At 60.0% G+C, this 18,219-nt stretch carries 16 protein-coding genes and 1 other RNA gene; 7 read left to right on the top strand and 10 right to left on the bottom strand.

Annotated elements, in window-relative coordinates; all coding sequences use genetic code 11:
- Positions 1 to 57: 57 nt before the first annotated feature.
- Positions 58 to 2,598 carry a penicillin-binding protein 1A gene (locus tag ACRY08_RS00300; RefSeq protein WP_432447814.1) on the top strand — a complete coding sequence of 847 codons (2,541 nt, stop codon included), beginning with the start codon at positions 58 to 60 and terminating at the stop codon, positions 2,596 to 2,598.
- A 658-nt stretch (positions 2,599 to 3,256) separates the two neighbouring features.
- Positions 3,257 to 6,151, top strand: coding sequence for an Rne/Rng family ribonuclease (locus ACRY08_RS00295; protein ID WP_432447813.1), 2,895 nt, complete (start codon positions 3,257 to 3,259; stop codon positions 6,149 to 6,151).
- Between the two features lie 75 nt (positions 6,152 to 6,226).
- Here ACRY08_RS00295 and ACRY08_RS00290 read toward each other — a convergent pair whose 3' ends face one another.
- Positions 6,227 to 6,463 (bottom strand): sulfurtransferase TusA family protein, encoded by a 237-nt coding sequence (locus ACRY08_RS00290; protein ID WP_432447812.1) that lies wholly within the window; start codon positions 6,461 to 6,463, stop codon positions 6,227 to 6,229.
- Between the two features lie 115 nt (positions 6,464 to 6,578).
- On the opposite strand from ACRY08_RS00290, the gene ACRY08_RS00285 reads away from it, so the two are divergent.
- From ACRY08_RS00285 to ACRY08_RS00270, 4 genes are all read left to right on the top strand, one after another.
- Positions 6,579 to 7,331 (top strand): cytochrome c biogenesis CcdA family protein, encoded by a 753-nt coding sequence (locus tag ACRY08_RS00285; RefSeq protein WP_432447811.1) that lies wholly within the window; start codon positions 6,579 to 6,581, stop codon positions 7,329 to 7,331.
- Between the two features lie 77 nt (positions 7,332 to 7,408).
- On the top strand, positions 7,409 to 8,653 hold the full coding sequence (locus tag ACRY08_RS00280) for a hypothetical protein (RefSeq protein ID WP_432447810.1): 1,245 nt from the start codon (positions 7,409 to 7,411) through the stop codon (positions 8,651 to 8,653).
- The gene (locus ACRY08_RS00275; protein ID WP_432447809.1) at positions 8,650 to 10,029 is read left to right on the top strand and encodes a cytochrome P450; all 1,380 of its coding nucleotides are present in this window, start codon (positions 8,650 to 8,652) and stop codon (positions 10,027 to 10,029) included. Before ACRY08_RS00280 ends, ACRY08_RS00275 begins: the two co-directional genes overlap by 4 nt.
- A gap of 173 nt (positions 10,030 to 10,202) precedes the next feature.
- Positions 10,203 to 10,460: a hypothetical protein gene (locus ACRY08_RS00270; protein ID WP_432447808.1), complete on the top strand. Its 258-nt coding sequence runs from the start codon at positions 10,203 to 10,205 to the stop codon at positions 10,458 to 10,460.
- 5 nt (positions 10,461 to 10,465) lie between these two features.
- Here the strand turns inward: ACRY08_RS00270 and ACRY08_RS00265 are convergent, their stop codons facing one another.
- From ACRY08_RS00265 to ACRY08_RS00225, 9 genes are all read right to left on the bottom strand, one after another.
- The gene (locus ACRY08_RS00265; protein WP_432448823.1) at positions 10,466 to 10,684 is read right to left on the bottom strand and encodes a ribbon-helix-helix domain-containing protein; all 219 of its coding nucleotides are present in this window, start codon (positions 10,682 to 10,684) and stop codon (positions 10,466 to 10,468) included.
- Positions 10,678 to 10,860, bottom strand: a complete 183-nt coding sequence (locus ACRY08_RS00260) for a DUF4169 family protein (protein WP_432447807.1) — start codon at positions 10,858 to 10,860, stop codon at positions 10,678 to 10,680. The genes ACRY08_RS00265 and ACRY08_RS00260 overlap by 7 nt, the downstream gene beginning before the upstream one ends.
- Positions 10,860 to 12,254, bottom strand: a complete 1,395-nt coding sequence (gene fumC, locus ACRY08_RS00255) for a class II fumarate hydratase (RefSeq protein ID WP_432447806.1) — start codon at positions 12,252 to 12,254, stop codon at positions 10,860 to 10,862. The genes ACRY08_RS00260 and fumC overlap by 1 nt, the downstream gene beginning before the upstream one ends.
- A gap of 195 nt (positions 12,255 to 12,449) precedes the next feature.
- Positions 12,450 to 12,980, bottom strand: a complete 531-nt coding sequence (locus tag ACRY08_RS00250) for an SspB family protein (RefSeq protein ID WP_432447805.1) — start codon at positions 12,978 to 12,980, stop codon at positions 12,450 to 12,452.
- A gap of 64 nt (positions 12,981 to 13,044) precedes the next feature.
- Positions 13,045 to 14,316: a chromate efflux transporter gene (chrA, locus tag ACRY08_RS00245; protein WP_432447803.1), complete on the bottom strand. Its 1,272-nt coding sequence runs from the start codon at positions 14,314 to 14,316 to the stop codon at positions 13,045 to 13,047.
- Between the two features lie 95 nt (positions 14,317 to 14,411).
- The gene (locus tag ACRY08_RS00240) at positions 14,412 to 14,837 is read right to left on the bottom strand and encodes a nuclear transport factor 2 family protein (protein WP_432447802.1); all 426 of its coding nucleotides are present in this window, start codon (positions 14,835 to 14,837) and stop codon (positions 14,412 to 14,414) included.
- A gap of 296 nt (positions 14,838 to 15,133) precedes the next feature.
- Positions 15,134 to 15,511: a transfer-messenger RNA gene (gene ssrA / locus ACRY08_RS00235) on the bottom strand.
- Entirely contained in the window at positions 15,504 to 16,532 is a 1,029-nt protein-coding gene (locus tag ACRY08_RS00230; protein WP_432447801.1) for a fatty acid desaturase, read from the bottom strand. The genes ssrA and ACRY08_RS00230 overlap by 8 nt, the downstream gene beginning before the upstream one ends.
- Before the next feature lie 81 nt (positions 16,533 to 16,613).
- A complete protein-coding gene (locus ACRY08_RS00225) occupies positions 16,614 to 17,348 on the bottom strand; it encodes a FadR/GntR family transcriptional regulator (RefSeq protein ID WP_432447800.1) in 735 nt (244 codons plus the stop codon).
- Positions 17,349 to 17,465: 117 nt separating this feature from the next.
- Here ACRY08_RS00225 and ACRY08_RS00220 point away from each other — a divergent pair, with 117 nt between their 5' ends.
- Positions 17,466 to 18,218 carry a DUF2182 domain-containing protein gene (locus tag ACRY08_RS00220; RefSeq protein ID WP_432447799.1) on the top strand — a complete coding sequence of 251 codons (753 nt, stop codon included), beginning with the start codon at positions 17,466 to 17,468 and terminating at the stop codon, positions 18,216 to 18,218.
- Position 18,219: the final 1 nt, after the last annotated feature.

The raw sequence follows: 18,219 nt of genomic DNA, 5'->3' as shown, positions 1-18,219 counted from the left end.
GACCCGGCCCTTGCGTGCCTTTATAGGAGGGGGAAGATTTCCTCGGGGGCCTTGCGCGTGATCAGATTCATCTTGGGCATTTTTGGTGCCGTCTTTACCGGCATTACGCTGACCATCATCATGGCCGCGCTGGTTATCGGTGGCGTTTTCTGGATGTATTCCAGGGACTTGCCCAGCCACGAGCAGCTGGCGAACTACACGCCTGCCACGATCAGTCGGGTCTATTCCGGTGAAGGCAAGCTGATGGATGAGTTCGCCCGCGAGCGTCGTTTGTTCACGCCAGCCGATGAGATTCCCGAGCTGGTGAAGCACGCGTTCATCTCGGCCGAGGATAAGAACTTCTACACCCATGCCGGTTTTGACCCGCGCGGCATCGCCGCCGCGGCGGTGGAAGCAGCCCGCGGCGGCGCGCTGCGCGGCGCCTCGACCATTCCCCAGCAGGTGGTGAAAAACTTCCTTCTGTCCTCGGAACGCTCGGCGGAACGCAAGATCAAGGAGTTGATCCTGTCGGTGCGTTTGGAAAGCACATTGTCCAAGGACGAAATTCTGGCGCTGTATCTGAACGAGATTTTCCTGGGCCAGAACTCTTACGGGGTTGCCGCCGCCGCCCAGACCTATTTCAATAAAACGCTGGATGAACTGGCCCCGCACGAGGCGGCCTATCTGGCGACCTTGCCCAAGAAGCCCGCGCGCCTGCACCCGGTACGCAACAAAGAGGTGGCGCTGGGGCGTCGCAACTATGTGCTGCGTGAAATGAACCAAAACGGCTATCTGGATCAGGCGGTCTATGAGGCCGAGGTGGCGCTGCCCCTTCGTTCGGTCCAGAACGGGGATTTCGAAGGCTTCCGCCGCGCGCTGCCGCCGCGCAACTATTTCACCGATGAAATCCGCCGCCAGCTGAGCCGCGATTTCGGTGAAGAGGAGTTTTTCACTGGCGGCATGACCGTGCGCGCAACTGTCGACCCCAAGCTGCAGGGCGAGGCCGCCAAAAGCCTGCGCCGCGAGCTGGAACGCTATGACCGTGGTCGTGGTGTCTGGCGGCCCACCGGGGTCAGCCTGCCTGACGCGGTGCTGGGCGACGAGGCCGCATGGCGTGAAGCCTTGCTGGAGACCACGTTCCCGCGCGATATTGACGGCTGGTTCCCCGCGGTGGTTCTGGAAGTGGGCGGCAAAGACGCCCGCATCGGCATCGAGGGGGTCGAGGATGACGATGACGGCCATTGGATTCCCGCCAAGGATGTCACATGGGCACGTCGCCGCAATGAAGACGGCAGCCTTGGTCGCAAGGCCCGCGTGGCCGGAGACCTGTTGAAGGTTGGCGAGGTCGTGCATGTGCGCCGCATGGTGTCCGACGATGACGGCAGCTTTATCCGCTGGACCTTGCGGCAGGTGCCCGAAGTGCAGGGCGGGTTCATGGCGATGGACGTGAACACCGGCCGCGTTCTGGCGATGCAGGGCGGGTTCAGCTATCAGCATTCCGTTTATAACCGCGCCACGCAGGCCGCGCGCCAGCCCGGTTCCAGCTTCAAGCCCTTTGTCTATGCTGCCGCGCTGGACAGTGGGTTTTCGCCGGCAACCATCGTGATCGACGCCCCGATCGAGGTGCGGTCCGGCGGCAAGCTGTGGCGGCCCAAGAACGCCTCGAACCGCTTTTATGGGCCGACACCTCTGCGCACCGGGATCGAGCAATCCCGAAACCTGATGACCGTGCGTCTGGCGCAGGAGATCGGGATGGAAACCGTGGCTGGTTACGCCGAGCGGTTTGGTGTCTATGACCGGATGAACCCGTTCCTTGCCAACTCGCTGGGATCCGAGGAAACGACGCTGTTCAAGATGGTGGCGGCCTATGCGATGTTCGCCAATGGCGGCGAGCGGGTCGAACCCACGCTGGTCGACCGGGTGCAGGATCGTTGGGGCAAAACCATCTATCGTCACGATCGCCGCGATTGCGCCGATTGCGGGGATGCGTTGATTGATGCCGGGCGTGCGCCGCGTATTGTGTCTGATCGCGAACGGGTGATGGATGCGATCACGGCCTATCAGCTGACCTCGATGATGCGCGGCGTTGTGCAACGCGGGACGGCACGCAAGACGGTGAACCTGCCGGTGCCGACTGCGGGCAAGACCGGCACAACCAACGACGCGCGCGATGTATGGTTCGTCGGCTTCACCTCAAATATCGTTGCGGGCTGCTATATCGGCTATGACCGCCCGCGCACCATGCCCGGCGCCTCGGGTGGGGGCATGTGTGGCCCGGTGTTCCAGCGCTTCATGAAAGAGGCGATCAAGGAATATGGCGGCGGGGCGTTCAAAGTGCCGCCCGGCGGGCATTTCATCAAGATCGACCGCTTCACCGGTGCGCGCCTGTCTGACAGTGCCAGTGGCGATCACGTGGTGGCCGAGTATTTCCGTGACGGGGAAGAGCCGCTGTTTGGCGTGATGTTTGACGGTGGTTTTGCCATGGGTGCGAACCTGCCTATGTTCGGTCGCGGCGACGCGGATGAAGGGGCGGCAAAGGTCAAGACCTCGACCGGCAAGACGGTGGTGGTGCCCGGCAAGGCGGATTTCGGATCGCTGTCTTCGGGCGGGCTTTACTAAAGCGTTTCGACTTGTTGTTGAGGCGCAACAATGAGACGAAACGCGCGGAACCTACCCTCGTTGTGGGCGTTTCGAAATCAAGTTGTGATTGGGCTTAATCTCGAAACGCTTTAGGCTCGCCGATGGCGCGGGGGCAAACTTCTCGCATCCCGCGCATTTTGCCCATTGTAATTTGTGCCTTACCGACCTTATGTTCGAAGGACGGCGGATTGCGACATCGCAGCCCCGCCGCACGAGTTTCGCTGTTGCGCACCCGGATGCAGGCCAGATTGCCGCATGCCCGACCGCAACAGGCCGAGAGCGCTTCGGGACGCACCCGCCAGACGGGATGGCTGCCGAGGCCGGAAATTGACGACAACCAGACGCGCAAGATGCGCTTGGTGGTCTGAAAATGCGCCCATGTCTGACGAAATCAGGCAGGGCAATGAATGGGTCCGCCCGGTTTGGTGATCACTTTATGGTGGCGCTGGGCCGGATCAGCAGGACCGGAGAAGAAACGCGATGATGCGTGTGAGGATCGAGCAAGGGAACATAGTGGGGCGCATGCCCCTTGACGTGTTGCCCCATCCCCCGCATCGCCTCGCCCTGACAAGCCACCCCTATCACCGCGCGCGTCCCCCGGGGCGTGACACGGCCGATCCGGGTGCAGAAAGTTACAATGGCAAAGAAGATGCTGATCGACGCCACCCATGCCGAGGAAACTCGGGTTGTGGTGGTCGACGGAAACAAAGTCGAAGAATTTGATTTTGAATCCGAGAACAAACGCCAGCTGGCTGGCAATATTTACCTGGCAAAAGTAACCCGCGTCGAACCATCGCTGCAGGCGGCTTTCGTGGATTATGGCGGGAACCGTCACGGGTTCCTCGCGTTTTCCGAAATTCACCCGGATTACTATCAGATCCCGGTGGCTGACCGCGAGGCGCTCTTGGAAGAAGAGCGCGCCTATGCAGAAGCCATGGCCGCCGAGGAAGACAAGCCAAAGACGCGCCGCCGTCGTCGGTCGCGGTCGAAAGCCAAGGCAGAAGAAACCAAGTCCGATGATGCGGTGGCGACCAAAGAGGTCGATGCCGCAAGCTCGGGCATGGATGTGATTGATCTGGACGACGCGGGATCGACCCCTGAAGAGGGGCATTCGCCGATGGATCTGGTGGCTGATACGCCGGTGGAAGAGCCTGCCGATGATGCGGCTGCCGCTCCCGCCGATGAGGTGCCCGCGCAAGATGCCAGTGCCGATGCAACGGGTGATGAGACCACCGAGGACGCGCCGAAACCTGATGCCGAAGCCCGCAATGATGATGCGGACGGGGATGATGACAGCGATGGCGATGATGAAGATGCGCCGCTGGAAGCCTCGGAAAAAGATGACCAGATCGAGCGTGTCGCGGATGATGACAGCTCGGAAGAGATCCGCCCGCGCCGCAAGCCGCGCCCCAAGCGGTATAAAATCCAGGAAGTGATCAAGGTCCGCCAGATTCTTCTGGTGCAAGTTGTGAAAGAGGAACGCGGCAACAAAGGCGCTGCGCTCACCACCTATCTGTCACTGGCGGGTCGTTACTGCGTGCTTATGCCCAACACCGCGCGCGGTGGCGGGATCAGCCGCAAGATCACCAATGCCTCTGACCGCAAGAAACTGAAGGAAATCGCCTCCGAGATCGACGTGCCGCAGGGCGCGGGTCTGATCGTGCGCACGGCTGGTGCCAAACGCACCAAATCCGAGATCAAGCGCGATTATGAATATCTGCAGCGCCTGTGGGAGCAAATTCGCTCGGTCACGCTGGAATCGACCGCGCCTGCGAAGATTTATGAAGAAGGCAACCTGATCAAACGGTCGATCCGCGACCTTTATAGCCGCGAGATCGACGAGGTGTTTGTCGAAGGCGAGGCCGGCTACCGCATGGCCAAGGATTTCATGAAAATGATCATGCCGTCCCATGCCAAGAACGTGAAACTCTATCAGGACCAGATGCCGCTTTTCGCGCGCTATCAGGTCGAAAGCTACCTGTCGGGCATGTTTAACCCGACCGTTCAGCTGAAATCCGGTGGCTATATCGTGATCGGCGTGACCGAGGCGCTGGTGGCCATCGACGTGAACTCTGGCCGGGCCACGAAAGAAGGCTCGATCGAAGAAACGGCGCTGAAGACCAACCTTGAGGCCGCCGAAGAAGTGGCGCGCCAGCTGCGTCTGCGCGACCTTGCGGGTCTGATCGTGATCGACTTCATCGACATGGACGAGCGTCGCAACAACACGGCCGTTGAAAAGCGGATGAAAGACAAGCTCAAGACCGACCGGGCGCGCATTCAGGTGGGCCGGATCTCGGGCTTTGGTCTGATGGAAATGTCGCGTCAGCGTCTGCGCCCCGGCATGATCGAGGCCACGACCCAGCCCTGCAACCATTGTCACGGCACCGGTCTGATCCGCTCGGATGATAACCTTGCGCTCAATATCCTGCGTCAGCTGGAAGAAGAGGGCGTGCGTCGCCGCTCGCGCGAGGTGTTGGTGAAGGCGCCGATCGGGATCGTGAACTTCCTGATGAACAACAAGCGTGAACATATCGCGCAGATCGAAGCGCGCTATGGTATGGCCGTGCGCATCGAGGCCGATCCCTTCCTGATCTCGCCCGATTACACGATCGAAAAGTTCAAGACCGCCACCCGCACCGTGCCCGAAGCTGTGGCGCCGGTTGTTTCGGCAGATGCGGCCATCATGGCCGATATCGACGATGTCGAAGAGGCCGAGGTGATCTCGGAAGAGGCGCCTGATGCTGTTGAGAACGGTGAAAACGGCGAAGAGAAGCCCAAAAAGCGCCGTCGTCGCCGTCGTCGTCGTCGCGGTCGCGGTGGGGATGATCAGGTCGATGGGGCAGAGCAGGGCGAAGGCTCGGACGCGGAGGCTGCAGACGCAGCTGCGACAGAGGCCGCCACAGATGACGCCGAGGCTGAGGCTGAAGAAAAGCCTGCCGAGGAAGAAAAGCCCAAGCGTAAACGCGCCACCCGCTCGCGTAAGAAGAAGACTGACGAGGCGGCTTCGGATGCCGAAGGCGCTGACGCCGTTGCGACCGAGGCTGTAGAGGCCGAAGCACCTGCCGAGGAAGAAAAGCCCAAGAAACCTGCGCGCAAGCGCCGGACTTCGAAGGCAAAGGCCGAGGAAGAGGCGAAAGCGGCCGAGGCGACAGAAGAGGCCCCGGCAGAAGCGGAAGCCGAGGCGAAGGAAGAAAAGCCCAAGCGCAAGCGGGCAAGCCGCGCCAAAAAGCCGAAAGCTGAAGAGGCAGTCGCCACTGAAGCTGACGCAGGTGCGACTGAGGCTGAAGCCGAAACGAAACCCGATGAGGAAGCTCCGAAAAAGCCTGCGCGCAAGCGTGCGCCGCGCAAGAAAGCCGCGCCGAAGGCGGATGCTGTGGCAGCCGAAGCGGATGCGCCCAAAGCCGAACCGGAAAAACTCGCAGAACCTGCGATGGCTGTCGAAGCCCCGGCGGCGCCAGCGCCCGAGCCCGAGGTGAAGGCTGATGAACCGCCCAAGCCCAAGCGCAAGGGTTGGTGGTCTCTGAACCGCTGATCTTGTTGAAAAGAAATAGAAAGCCGGGCAACTGCCCGGCTTTTTTCGTTCTGGATCAGCTTGTGGATCGCCCGATCATCCGTGTCGGATAAAGTAATAGGTCACGCCGTCTGGTGCATCCGTGTCTGACGCCCCGACATAGTCATGGCCTTGTTCGGCGCAGAAATGCGGCACATCAATCAGCGCGGCCGGGTCCGTGGCCTGCAGCCGCAGCACTTGCCCTTTCTCAAGGGATTTCAGCCGCTTGCGGGCTTTCAGCACAGGCAGGGGGCATAGAAGCCCAATCGCGTCCAGATCGTCATCATAGTCCATAATCTCCCATAGGCGCTCGGGCCCGCTCTGTCCATCCTGCGTGACGGCGCGGTCTGTCGCGCAGATGTGACAAAGCGGCAGGTGACGGCGGGCAAAAGGCGCGCTATGTGGGGGTATGTTTGGAATTGACCTCATCGACGCGAGCCTTGTGCCCGCCATGACCATCGCCTTCGTCGCGGGCATCCTGAGCTTTCTCAGCCCCTGCGTCTTGCCCATTGTGCCGCCTTATCTGGCCTATATGTCCGGCGTCAGCATGGGCGAGATGACCGAGGGACGCAAAGGCGCAGGCAAGGTGTTCCTTGCGGCGATGTTCTTTGTGTTGGGCCTGTCGACGGTCTTTCTGTTCCTGGGCTTCGCAGCCTCGGCCTTCGGGGCATTATTTCTGCAAAATCAAACACTTTTCGCCTCGCTGGCCGGTGTGGTGGTGATGGTGTTCGGGGCGCATTTTCTGGGCGTGATCTCGATCCCTTTCCTCAATCGCGAGGCCCGTTTGGACGCAGGCGATCAGGGTGGAAGTGCCTTTGGCGCCTATCTTCTGGGGCTGGCGTTTGCGTTTGGCTGGACACCCTGCATCGGGCCGCAACTGGGGGCCATTTTGGCGCTTGCGGCGGGCGAAAGCTCGGTGGCGCGGGGCACATTTTTGCTGGCCGTCTATGCCATCGGATTGGGCATTCCCTTCCTGCTGGTGGCGGCCTTCTTCCCGCGCATGGGCGGTCTGATGGCTTTCATGAAGCGCAACATGGAGCGGATCGAGCGGATCATGGGCCTTTTGCTCTGGACCATTGGCCTTTTGATGCTGACAGGCGGGTTTTCGCGCTTCTCCTATTGGCTGCTTGAGATGTTTCCGGCCATGGCCACCCTTGGATAATCGCGCCTTTTTGCCTCTTGGGTCTTAATTCTGCCCGATAACCCGTCTAGGGTCGGGGCGAACCAGGGCACGTGCAGATGAGTGACAGCGCCAAAGTAATCCAGACCGTAAACCGCCGACGGGTGTTCTACATCCCCGGCTACGACCCCATTCACCCCCGTCGCTACCGCGAGCTTTACCGCAAGGAAGGGCGCGCACAGGCAGAGGTGTCGGGCTATGAGGTCGAGCTCATTGGCCGTCAGGGTACGGGCAGCTATGGCTGGCAGGTCACGGGGCGCATGGATGGGCGCGAGACCGAGGCCGAGTTCGACGTGCTGGTCTGGTCGGACATCGTGCGCGATAGCATGGAACAAAACATCGCCCAGACCTATCTGATGATGGCGCGCACGGCGTGGACCTATATTGGGTCGGGGGCGCTTAGGCGGCTCATGCGACTGCGCAAAGGGCCGGTGATCGCCGCCCTGTACCCCGTGGGCATGCTGATCCTGCAACTGGGGCTGGCGCTCTTGCTGGGGCGCATTCTGGGCGGGTTGACCGGTTGGCTGGTGGGCCAGATGTCGCCCCTGTTGGGGCTGCTTTGTGCATGGGGCATCGGCTTGGCCACTGTGGTGACGTTGCTTTTGTGGTTTCGCAAGATCGACAACAAACTGTTTGTCTACTACCTGATGCATGATTACAGCTATTCGGCCTCGACCAAGGGGGCGAACCCGCCCGAGCTGGAGGCGCGCATGGCCGAATTTGCCGACCAGATTGCCGAGGCTCTGACAAGCGATGTGGACGAGGTTCTGGTGGTGGGTCACAGCTCTGGCGCGCATCTGGGCGTGTCGATCCTGGCCGATCTGCTCAGGGCAGGGCGCCTGCCTGATACGCGGCCCGCGCTGAATTTCCTGACATTGGGACAGGTGGTGCCGATGGTCAGTTTCCTGCCTGATGCGCATCGATTGCGCCGGGATTTGCACGACCTCAGCCAACAAGATCGCATTGCATGGGTGGATGTGACCGCGCCGGGGGATGGCTGTGCCTTTGCGCTGTGTGACCCGGTCAGCGTGTCCGGTGTTGCTCCGGTCACGGGCAAACGCTGGCCTCTGGTCTTTTCGGCCGCCTTCACCCAAACCCTCAGCCCGGAACGTTGGGCCGAGCTGCGCTGGCGCTTTTTCCGCCTGCATTTTCAGTATCTTTGCGCCTTTGATCGCCCCAAGGATTACGACTATTTCCGTATCACGGCCGGGCCGATCACATTGCGCGAACGCTATGACGGGCGTGCCCCGTCGAAAAGTCGCATTGACGTTGCCGTGTCGAAATACACATCAATGGCGCCATGACAGACGTGCTTCCTCCAAAACCACCGGCACGACCGGGGCGCGTGTCGCTTTGGCGCTATGCGAAGCTTTTTCGCAAGGACATCCTGTCGGCCCAGCCCGCGCGGCTTTACCGCGCCTGGATGGCCGAGTTTCGCACCCCGTTCTTCCGCAGCTACATGTGCAACGACCCCAAGCTCGTCGATCTTGTGCTGAAGGGGCGGCCCGATGATTTTCCGAAATCGGACCGTATCCGCGAGGGGCTCGCGCCGCTTTTGGGAAATTCGGTCTTCATCGCCAATGGCGAGACATGGAAGCGTCAGCGCCGGATCATCGACCCGGCGTTTGAGGGCGGTCGCCTGCGCGAAACCTTCCCCGCCATGTGGGATGCGGCCGTGGCGCTGGTGGACCGGCTGGCGGATCATGCTGATGGTCAACCCGTCGAGATTGAAGGCCACGCCAGCCACGCCGCCGCTGACGTGATCTTTCGCACCCTTTTCTCGATCCCGATCGAACACGAGGTCGCGGGGCAGGTGTTTGAAGAATTCAAAGAACACCAGCGCACCCAGCCCGTGCTCAATCTGGGGGCGTTTTTGCCGCTGCCCAAGTGGTTTCCCCGCTTTCACAGCCGGGGCACGAAACGCACCGCGCGGGTCATCCGGGCGCTGATCACCCAACTGACCGCCGCGCGTATGGAGGAGATCCGCGAAGGCCGCGCGCCCGACGATCTGGCCACCAAGATCATGACCACGCCGGACCCGGAAACGGGGGCCGTCTTTGACACCGAAGAAATGGTGGATCAGGTGGCTATCTTCTTTCTGGCAGGCCATGAAACCAGCGCCTCGGCCCTGGCTTGGGCGCTTTACCTGCTGGCGCTATACCCCGATTGGCAGGACCGCGTGGCCGAAGAGGCGCAAGAACATATTGATGCCGAGAAAATATACTTCTCGACCATGTCCAAGCTGCGCCTGTCGCGTGATGTGTTCCGCGAGGCGATGCGCCTTTACCCGCCCGTTCCAATGATGGTGCGCGAGGCCGCGTGCCCTGAACATTTCCGTGACCGCGACGTGCCCAAAGGCAGCCAGATTGTGCTCAGCCCATGGCATTTGCATCGTCATGAACGGCTGTGGGATCGCCCGGACGCGTTTGATCCGGGCCGGTTCCAGACGGAAAATGGCAAGTCCTGTCTGCGGTCAGCCTATATGCCGTTTTCCTCTGGCCAAAGGGTATGTCCCGGTTCGGGCTTTGCGATGATCGAGGGGCCGTTGATCCTGTCGATGATCCTGCGCGCCTATCGGGTTGAACCGGTGAAAGACCGCCCCGCCATGCCTGTGGCCCATCTGACCGTGCGTGGTGCAGATGGGATTTGGTTGCGGCTAACGCCTCGCGACAACATATAACGTGGTTATTTATCAAGGTGATAGCGGGTTGCGGTGAGCATCTTGCCGCTTTTCCCCCCTTGTTTTGTCTTATCCAACACCTCTGCGATCCCTATCTTTGGTTCAGGCCGCAAGACATGACTGCCCATGTCCAAGGCGCGCCTTTGTGACCCATATCCTTGGGGGAGGATGACATGATCGGTTTTAACAAGACTGAAGCCAAAACCCGCAAACCGCGCCGTTCGATGGCCTATCGCGTGGCCATCCCTGCATGGCGGCTTGTTGGTATTCACGTCACGCAAGAAACCCCGGCTGAGACGGTGTCCCGAGACGAGATCGAGTTTCTGTTTTCGGATGTGCTGCGCCGTAAGGGCGATCCCGTACGTTTGAGCGAACAGGAAATCCGCGCTCATCGCCAGACGGCGCGTATTCGAGCCGCCCTGACGGCGTGAACCGGTCAGCGCGCGCGGTAGAAATTCAGAATATAGACCCGGATCGCCGAGGCCAGCCCGCGTTCCACGCCGCGCGCCCGGTCAACCTCGGCGGCCAGCGCATTCAGCGGCAAGCCACGTGCCTTGGCGATGTCACGAAAGGCCTGCCAGAACTCCGGCTCCAGCGACACGGATGTGCGATGGCCATGCAGGGTCAGCGAGTGTTTTTCGGGCCGGCTCATGATTTCGGGTCCAGCTTGTGGGCGTCGAGCACCGCGCGGGCGCGGGTTTTGTCCGAGGTTTCGGCGCGCTTCTGCGCCTTGCTGCGCCCATACTTCACAGCATTTTCGTCAGCGCGGGCCTTGTTGGCAGCCCGCGCTTTTTCTTTGCGAAACCGGTTCAGGTTGACCGGCTTTTTCATCAGCCTTTAGGACCGATCATCTGCTCGGGGCGGACGACCTCGTCAAAGGTCTTCTCGTCCACGAAACCAAGCGCGATGGCTTCTTCCTTCAGCGTGGTGCCGTTCTTGTGGGCGGTCTTGGCCACTTTGGTCGCGTTGTCATAACCGATGGTGGGGGCAAGTGCTGTGACCAGCATCAGGCTTTCTTTCATCAGCTTGTCGATGCGCGGCTCGTTGGCCTGAATGCCATTGAGCATACGTTCGGTGAAGCTGTCGGTCGCATCACCCAAAAGCTGGATCGACTGCAGCAGGTTGTAGCTCATCATCGGGTTATAGACGTTCAGTTCAAAGTGACCCTGCGAGCCTGCAAAGGTCATCGCGGCGTTGTTGCCCATGACGTGGGCGGCCACTTGCGTCAGTGCCTCGGCTTGCGTTGGATTCACCTTGCCCGGCATGATCGACGATCCCGGCTCGTTTTCCGGCAGGATCAGCTCGCCCAGACCCGAGCGCGGGCCGGAGCCCAGAAAGCGGATGTCATTGGCGATTTTGTAGCAGCTGCCTGCGACCGTGGCCAAAGCGCCCGACATGAAGACCATGGCGTCATGGGCGGACAGGGCTTCGAATTTGTTCGGTGCGGTCACGAAGGGCAGGCCGGTGATGCGCGCCATATTGGCCGCAACGGTTTCGCCCCAACCTTTTTTGGTGTTGAGCCCGGTGCCCACGGCGGTGCCGCCCTGTGCCAGCTCGTAAATGCCGGGCAGGGCCAGCTTCACGCGTTCGATGCCCTGACGGATCATGTGGGCATAGCCCGAGAACTCCTGACCCAGCGTGAGCGGGGTGGCGTCCTGCGTATGGGTGCGGCCGATCTTGATGATGTCCTTGAACTCTTCTTCCTTGGCTTCAAGGCCTGCCAGCAGCTTTTCAAGACCGGGCAGCAGCACGTCACGCACCGACATGGCGGTTGCGATATGCATGGCGGTGGGGAAAGTGTCGTTGGACGACTGGCCCATGTTGCAGTGATCATTGGGGTGCACGGGGTCTTTCGACCCGATCACGCCGCCCATGATTTCAATTGCGCGGTTGGCGATCACTTCGTTCGAGTTCATGTTCGACTGGGTGCCCGACCCGGTCTGCCAGACAACCAGCGGGAAGTTGTCGTCGAACTTGCCGGCGACCACTTCGGAGGCTGCCTGAATGACGGCATCGGCGATCTTGGGGTCCATGTCACCGGCGGCCTTGTTGGCTTCGGCACAGGCCTGCTTGATCACACCCAGCGCGCGCACGATGGCGACGGGCTGTTTTTCCCAGCCAATGGGGAAGTTCATCAGCGAGCGCTGCGTCTGCGCGCCCCAATACTTGTCGGCGGGAACCTCAAGGGGGCCAAAGCTGTCGGATTCGGTGCGGGTCTGTGTCATGTCAGGCGCCTTTGTATGAAAAACCGGGTTCTTCATAGCGGATCGGGCGCAAAGTTCAATCCTGTATACCGTTGGATACCGCTAACGGTGCTGACGATCGAATGAATAGGGTGATTGAACTGCTGCAGTCGGCCCACAGACAGCGCACAGATGGGTTACAGACGGGCCACAGGCGGGCTGGTCTTGCCCGTCGGGCTATTTGCGGAAGCTGTCCAGGCTGACGATCTCGGCATCCTGATGCGGCTCTTTGGCGTCTACCTGCATCGGCGCATCGGCGGCGGTTGCGTCGCGTTCCGGGTCTTCAACCGGTTGGTCTTCCTCGGCAAGCTTTTCATCCTCTTTGCCCGCAAGATGCAGGTCGGGGTGATGTTCCTCTTGCATTTCAAAGCGCAGGCCAAATTCGACCGAGGGATCGACAAAGGTGTTGATCGCGTCAAATGGAATATAAAGCGGCTCGGGGCTGTCGCCAAAATTCAACGTGACCGTAAAGCCATCTTCGCGCACCTCAAGCGCATCAAACCAATGTTGCAGCACAATGGTCATGTCTTCGGGAAACCGGTCATGCATCCAGTCAGCGATTTCCACATCCTCGTGATGGGTGTCGAAATTGATGAAAAAGTGGTGATCGCCCGGCAGGCCGTCTTGCGCCACCCGGTCCAGAACCTTGCGGATCAAAGAGCGCATGGCGTCATGCATCAGATTGCCATAGTCGATCGTGTCGGACATGCCGGGTCTCCTGCGTTGGTAGGTCCAGAATAGGGGAAAGCTGCGCGAAGAAAAGAGTGAACTGTTACCCAAATGCGATCGACAGCCCGCCGCCTGCAATTGCCATGCACAGAAGTGTCAGGGGCAGGCTGATCCGGGTCAGGAACATGGCCGCCAACCCGGTCAGGGCAAGGGCTTTCAGGTCAAGGGATGTGGGCACGGGAACAGTGGCAGAGAGCGGCGCCAGTGTTGTGGTGTCATGAAAGAACACATGCAGCGCAAACCACAGCGACAGATTGGCAATCACGCCCACAACGGCGGCTGTGATCCCCGACAGGGCGGCGGACAGGCGCGGACGGGTGGTCAGCCAGTCCACATGGGGGGCTGCGGTGAATATCCACAGAAAACAGGGCACGAAGGTGGTCCAAAGCGTCATCAGGGCCGCTGCGATGGCCAGCCCGGTGCCTGCGATATTGTATCCGGTCATGAAGCCGATGAACTGGGTGACCAGGATCAGCGGGCCGGGGGTGGTTTCGGCCAGCCCAAGCCCGTCGAGCATTTGGCCGGGGGTCACCCAGCCATGGGTCTCGACCGTGGCTTGCGCCATATAGGCCAGCACCGCATAGGCGCCCCCGAAGCTGACCACGGCAAGTTTTGAAAAGAACAGCCCGATATCCGCAAGTGTTGTGGCGCCCAGCCCCATGGCCAGGGCGACCGGGGCCAGCCAAAGCGCCAGCCAGAGCACCGGCTGCAGCATGGATTGGCGGTGGGGTGTCTTCTGAATTGGCGCGGGTGGGTCAGATGCGCCGCGCAGGAAAATCGCACCAATAAGTGCGGCACTGGCAATGACCAGAGGGAACGGTGCGCCAAACAGGTAAAGCGCCAGAAAGGCGGTCAGGGAAATCAGCCAATGTACCCGGTGTTTCAGGGTTTTCTGTCCCAGCCGGATAAGGGCTTGCACCACAATCACCACAACCGTTGCCTTGATGCCCAGAAACATGGCGTGCACAAGCGGGACATCGCCCCAGCTGGCATAGGCCCAGGCCAGCGCCATCATGACCGCCGCGCCGGGCAGAATGAACAACAGCCCCGCAATCAGCCCGCCAGTGACCCCACGCAGGCGCCAGCCCGCATAGGTGCACAGCTGCATCGCTTCGGGGCCGGGCAGGAGCATGCAAAAGGACAGGGCGCTTAGAAACTGTTGTTCTGACAGCCACGGCCGGTCCTCGACAAGTTCTTTGTGCATGACCGCAATCTGCGCAGCTGGTCCGCCAAAAGACATCAGCCCGATCCGGGTAAAGACCCGCAGAATCTGTGACAGGTCGGGTTTGGTGTCAGCTGTGTCAAAGGGGGCCATGGCAGGGTCCGGGTAAAGGGGTCCGGCCCGAGTAGTGCCCAGCAAGGCAGGGCTTGGCAAGCCCCCCGATCAGCCCCCTTTGTCAGGGCTTGATGTCAATGCTCGATCCCTTCGCCGGACATGCACAGTTCCATAGTGTGTTCCGGCAACAGCTCCAGTTGTTCAAAAAGCCCGATCATGTCAGCCTGATTGAAGCTTTCCAGAATTTTTCCGTCGCAGAACCGCGCCATGACCTGCCCGCTGAAGGTTATGGGTTTCTCATCACGACGCCTGTGGGCGTTGACCGTGTAGCCGACCCAGACCCAATCCCCCATTTCGACTTCGCGCAGGAAATCCACGTGACTGATGCGTATTTGTGCCAGAATGGCGAGGGCGATGGAGCGCATGTCTTCGGGGCTGAGAGCAAAATCCAGAAGCATCATTGTTGCACTGTCAGGGGTAAAGACCTGTTCGATCGCATCCAGATCCTCGTCAATCCAGATGCGGTCATACCAGTGGCGCAGAAGGTCTGAATTCGTCACGTCTTGCTCCTGTTTTGCGTATCACAGCGGGCGGCTTCGGGGTCAGCCTAGAGCGCGGTGGTTAATCAAACGTCGATAGCGCCCTGTCTTAAAAGACAGTTTGGTGTTTGCAATTTAAGAATGGGTGCGACGCTTTTGCCGGGCTGAGCGCGGTCAGGACACAGGTGCAAAACTAAAGCGTTTCGAGATTAACTTGAGACACAAGTTGATTTCGAAACGGCCACAACACCAGTAGGTTTCGCGCGTTTCGCCTCACGATTGCGCTGCAACAATAAGTCGAAACGCTTTGGTGGAAAGGTGCAGGTTTCTGTTGCCAGGTACCTGCGAACCCCGCCAAACGCTGCTAGGCGTAAGGACTTAGGTTTCGGCGACCCGAACTGCTTACGCAGCCAGAGCCATTGCCGGAGCTTTGTTGTCGTTTGCAACTAGCTTAAGTGAACCGATAACGGTGGTATCTCACCGAAACAAAGCTAACCCCTTTAGACGTCCGTCGATCCTATTTCGCCCCCACAATATCAAGGTGGTCCCCAAACGAAGGATGCCCCTGAGTGCATTATGGTGGAGGCGCCGGGTACCGCCCCCGGGTCCGATCCGCTTATTACGAGCGCGTTTATGTCCATAGTCCCTGACGAGACACAGAACATATATGTCCGGCGCCCGGCTGGTTCAAGCTTGAACTGCTGCTTTGGGCACCGGGCGGCTGGCATGAATATCGGGGTCTTTTGTGGCTTGCGCCCAAAGGACCGGCATGATCTCGCGATATGCTGCCCAGAGGCTGGGGTAAGCGGGTGGGCACTGATCGGCAATTAAGGCGTGAAAATTAGGCAGGGTATGATAGGGCACTGTGGGCGAGGCGTGATGCTCCAGATGATAGTTCATATTCATATAGAGATACCGAAACACGGGGTTTATCATCACCGTGCGGCAGTTTTCGCGATGATCTGTGACGTTCTCCGCAAGCCCGGCATGCTGGGTCAGCCCCAAAAGCTGATGAAGCCAGCCGCCGTAAAACCGAGGTCCGATTACGAAGAGCAGCGGCAGAAGTGATTGGCCGATCACACACCACAGCACGATCAACACCCACAGCAACACATATATCCGGCTGTTACGGATCAGACGCATCTTCGCGCGTTCTGGAACGAACTGTGCTTCTTGCGCGCTTAGCCCGCGAAAGGCGTGGCTGGTGATGCGCCGTATCTCGCCTATGCCAGACGGAATGAAAAAGAAATCGAGAGCGATGCGCACAAGATCAGCCGGGCGGGCGACCTGAATCTCTGGATCACTGCCGACGACGATCGTATGCGTGTGATGGCGTGTATGCGAATAACGCCACAGATAGGCCTCGCGCAGGGTCATGAAACTGCACAGTTGATAGAGGCTGTCGTTCAGCCATTTCGTGCGAAAGACGGTGCCATGGGAAAGTTCGTGCCAGCGGGCATCGGACGACGCATATATCGTGCCATAAATGAAGAACATGGGAATGGCCCATGGGCTGCCAAGACTGATCCAGGCCATCCATCCCGTCAGGCCAAGCAGCACAAACCAGAGGCCAAAATCGATCAGAGCATGCCTGTTGTTTGCCGTGCGAAGAGCAACAAGCTTTTCTGGTGCGATATCGGGCACCCACCACTTTACAGGTTTCGGGCGTTGTCCGTTCAAAACCGTGAGTGTGTAGTCTCGCTTCTCGAATTTCATAGTCGCCTCCCTGCGGCGGCAGGGGACCTTGAAACCGGTTGCAAGTCAAGTTTCAAAGGGCGCGCGCAGGGGCGGTTTTGATTATTTGGGTTTGCGGGCTGTGCTTGAGATGAAGTTTTTGGCCAAGAGGACAGTGTAGGCATCAAGTTCCGACAGCACACCGACGGCGGCGCTTTCGTCCTGTGCCTCGATCGCATCTGCCAGCCTTGTGTGCAGTTCAACGATCCGGTCCCGATCCCTTTGCGTGTAGGTGATCATGTTCATCAATGGCTGCATCGCCTCGACCGCACCCGCCAATTGATAGGACAGCACCGGATTGCCCGCCCCATCGACCAATGCCCGGTGAAAGGCAACGTCTGAGGCGCAGAAAGCCTCGTCCGTCAGGCCGGGTTGCGATTGGCGGTGAATCTCGGCGCGCATCGTTGCGAGTTGATCCGGCGTGCGGCGCTGGGCCGATAGGGGCGCGCAGGCGCGTTCCAGCGCATAGCGTGCTTCGCAGGCGGTTTCAAAACCCACGCGGTTCATCGACAACAGCAGGGTCGAGGTGGTGATCTGTTGGTCATAGGCCTCTTCAAAGGACATGCGGTTCACAAAGGCCCCACCGGACGCGCCGCGCTGGGTGCGGATCAGGTTTTGCGCCGCCAGACGTTTCAACGCCTCGCGCACGGTGGACCGGCCCACTTCGAACTTGTCGCAAAGCTCGGCCTCGGAGGGCAGGCGTTGATCCACGATCAGGCTGCCTTCGACAATGGCATCGCGAATGGCTTCTGCGATCTGAGTCGAGAGGTCTTCGTTTTCGTTCAAATCAGTTTTCACGCCGCGTCACTTTCTAATTGTCTGACATTTCGATTGCCGGAGGGGCAATTGTCAGACATTATGAATCCCGACTCGCAAGATGGAGGCAACATGTCGGTCGCGTCAAGGATCAGAACGATGGGAGCACCACATTGGTTGGCGCTCTTTGGGCTTATCCTTGTGGGCTGGGTGCTTCTTTACGCCATGGCGCTGCCGTCTGACGCGTTGGAATTGTCGCGCATCTATGGTGCCGAGTTCTGGCGCGCGCTTTGCGTGGTTGAGCCTGACAAGGCCGGATTCCTTGGGCTTTTTGCCATGTGGGCGGTGATGTCGGCGGCCATGATGGCGCCCACCGCTTTGCCCACATTTGCCACCTATGACGACATGATCGCGTCAGGTGCGGGGTCCCAGCGCGGGTTTTTGGAACTGGTTGCAGGCTATCTGGTGATCTGGCTGGGCTTTGCCGCCCTTGCTGCGGCTGGTCAGTTGCTGCTCTTCCGCGCAGGGCTTTTGTCGCCGCTGGGGCAAAGCATCTCGCCCTGGCTGACGGGCGGATTGCTGATCGGGGCAGGGGCGTATCAGTTTTCGTCGCTGAAAGACAGCTGCCTGAGCCAATGTCGCCAGCCGATGGCCTTCTTCATGCAGTATTGGCGCGAGACACGCTGGAACGATGTGGCCCTTGGCCTGCGGCTTGGCGCAATCTGCCTTGGCTGTTGTTGGGCCTTGATGCTTTTGGGCTTTGTTGGCGGGGTGATGAACCTTGCTTTCATGGGGCTCGCCACACTCATCATGATTTTTGAAAAACTGCCCGATCTGGGCCGCCATCTGACCCGCCCCTTGGGCTGGGTTCTGATCGCGGGCGGGGTCGTGGCGCTTGTCCAGGGAGGATAAC

The sequence above is a fragment of the Aliiroseovarius marinus genome (assembly GCF_050881025.1).
Classification (GTDB): Bacteria; Pseudomonadota; Alphaproteobacteria; order Rhodobacterales; family Rhodobacteraceae; genus Aliiroseovarius; species Aliiroseovarius marinus_A.
The sequence above is the reverse complement of the archived record's forward strand: the minus strand, read 5'-3'. Positions and strand labels throughout refer to the sequence as shown.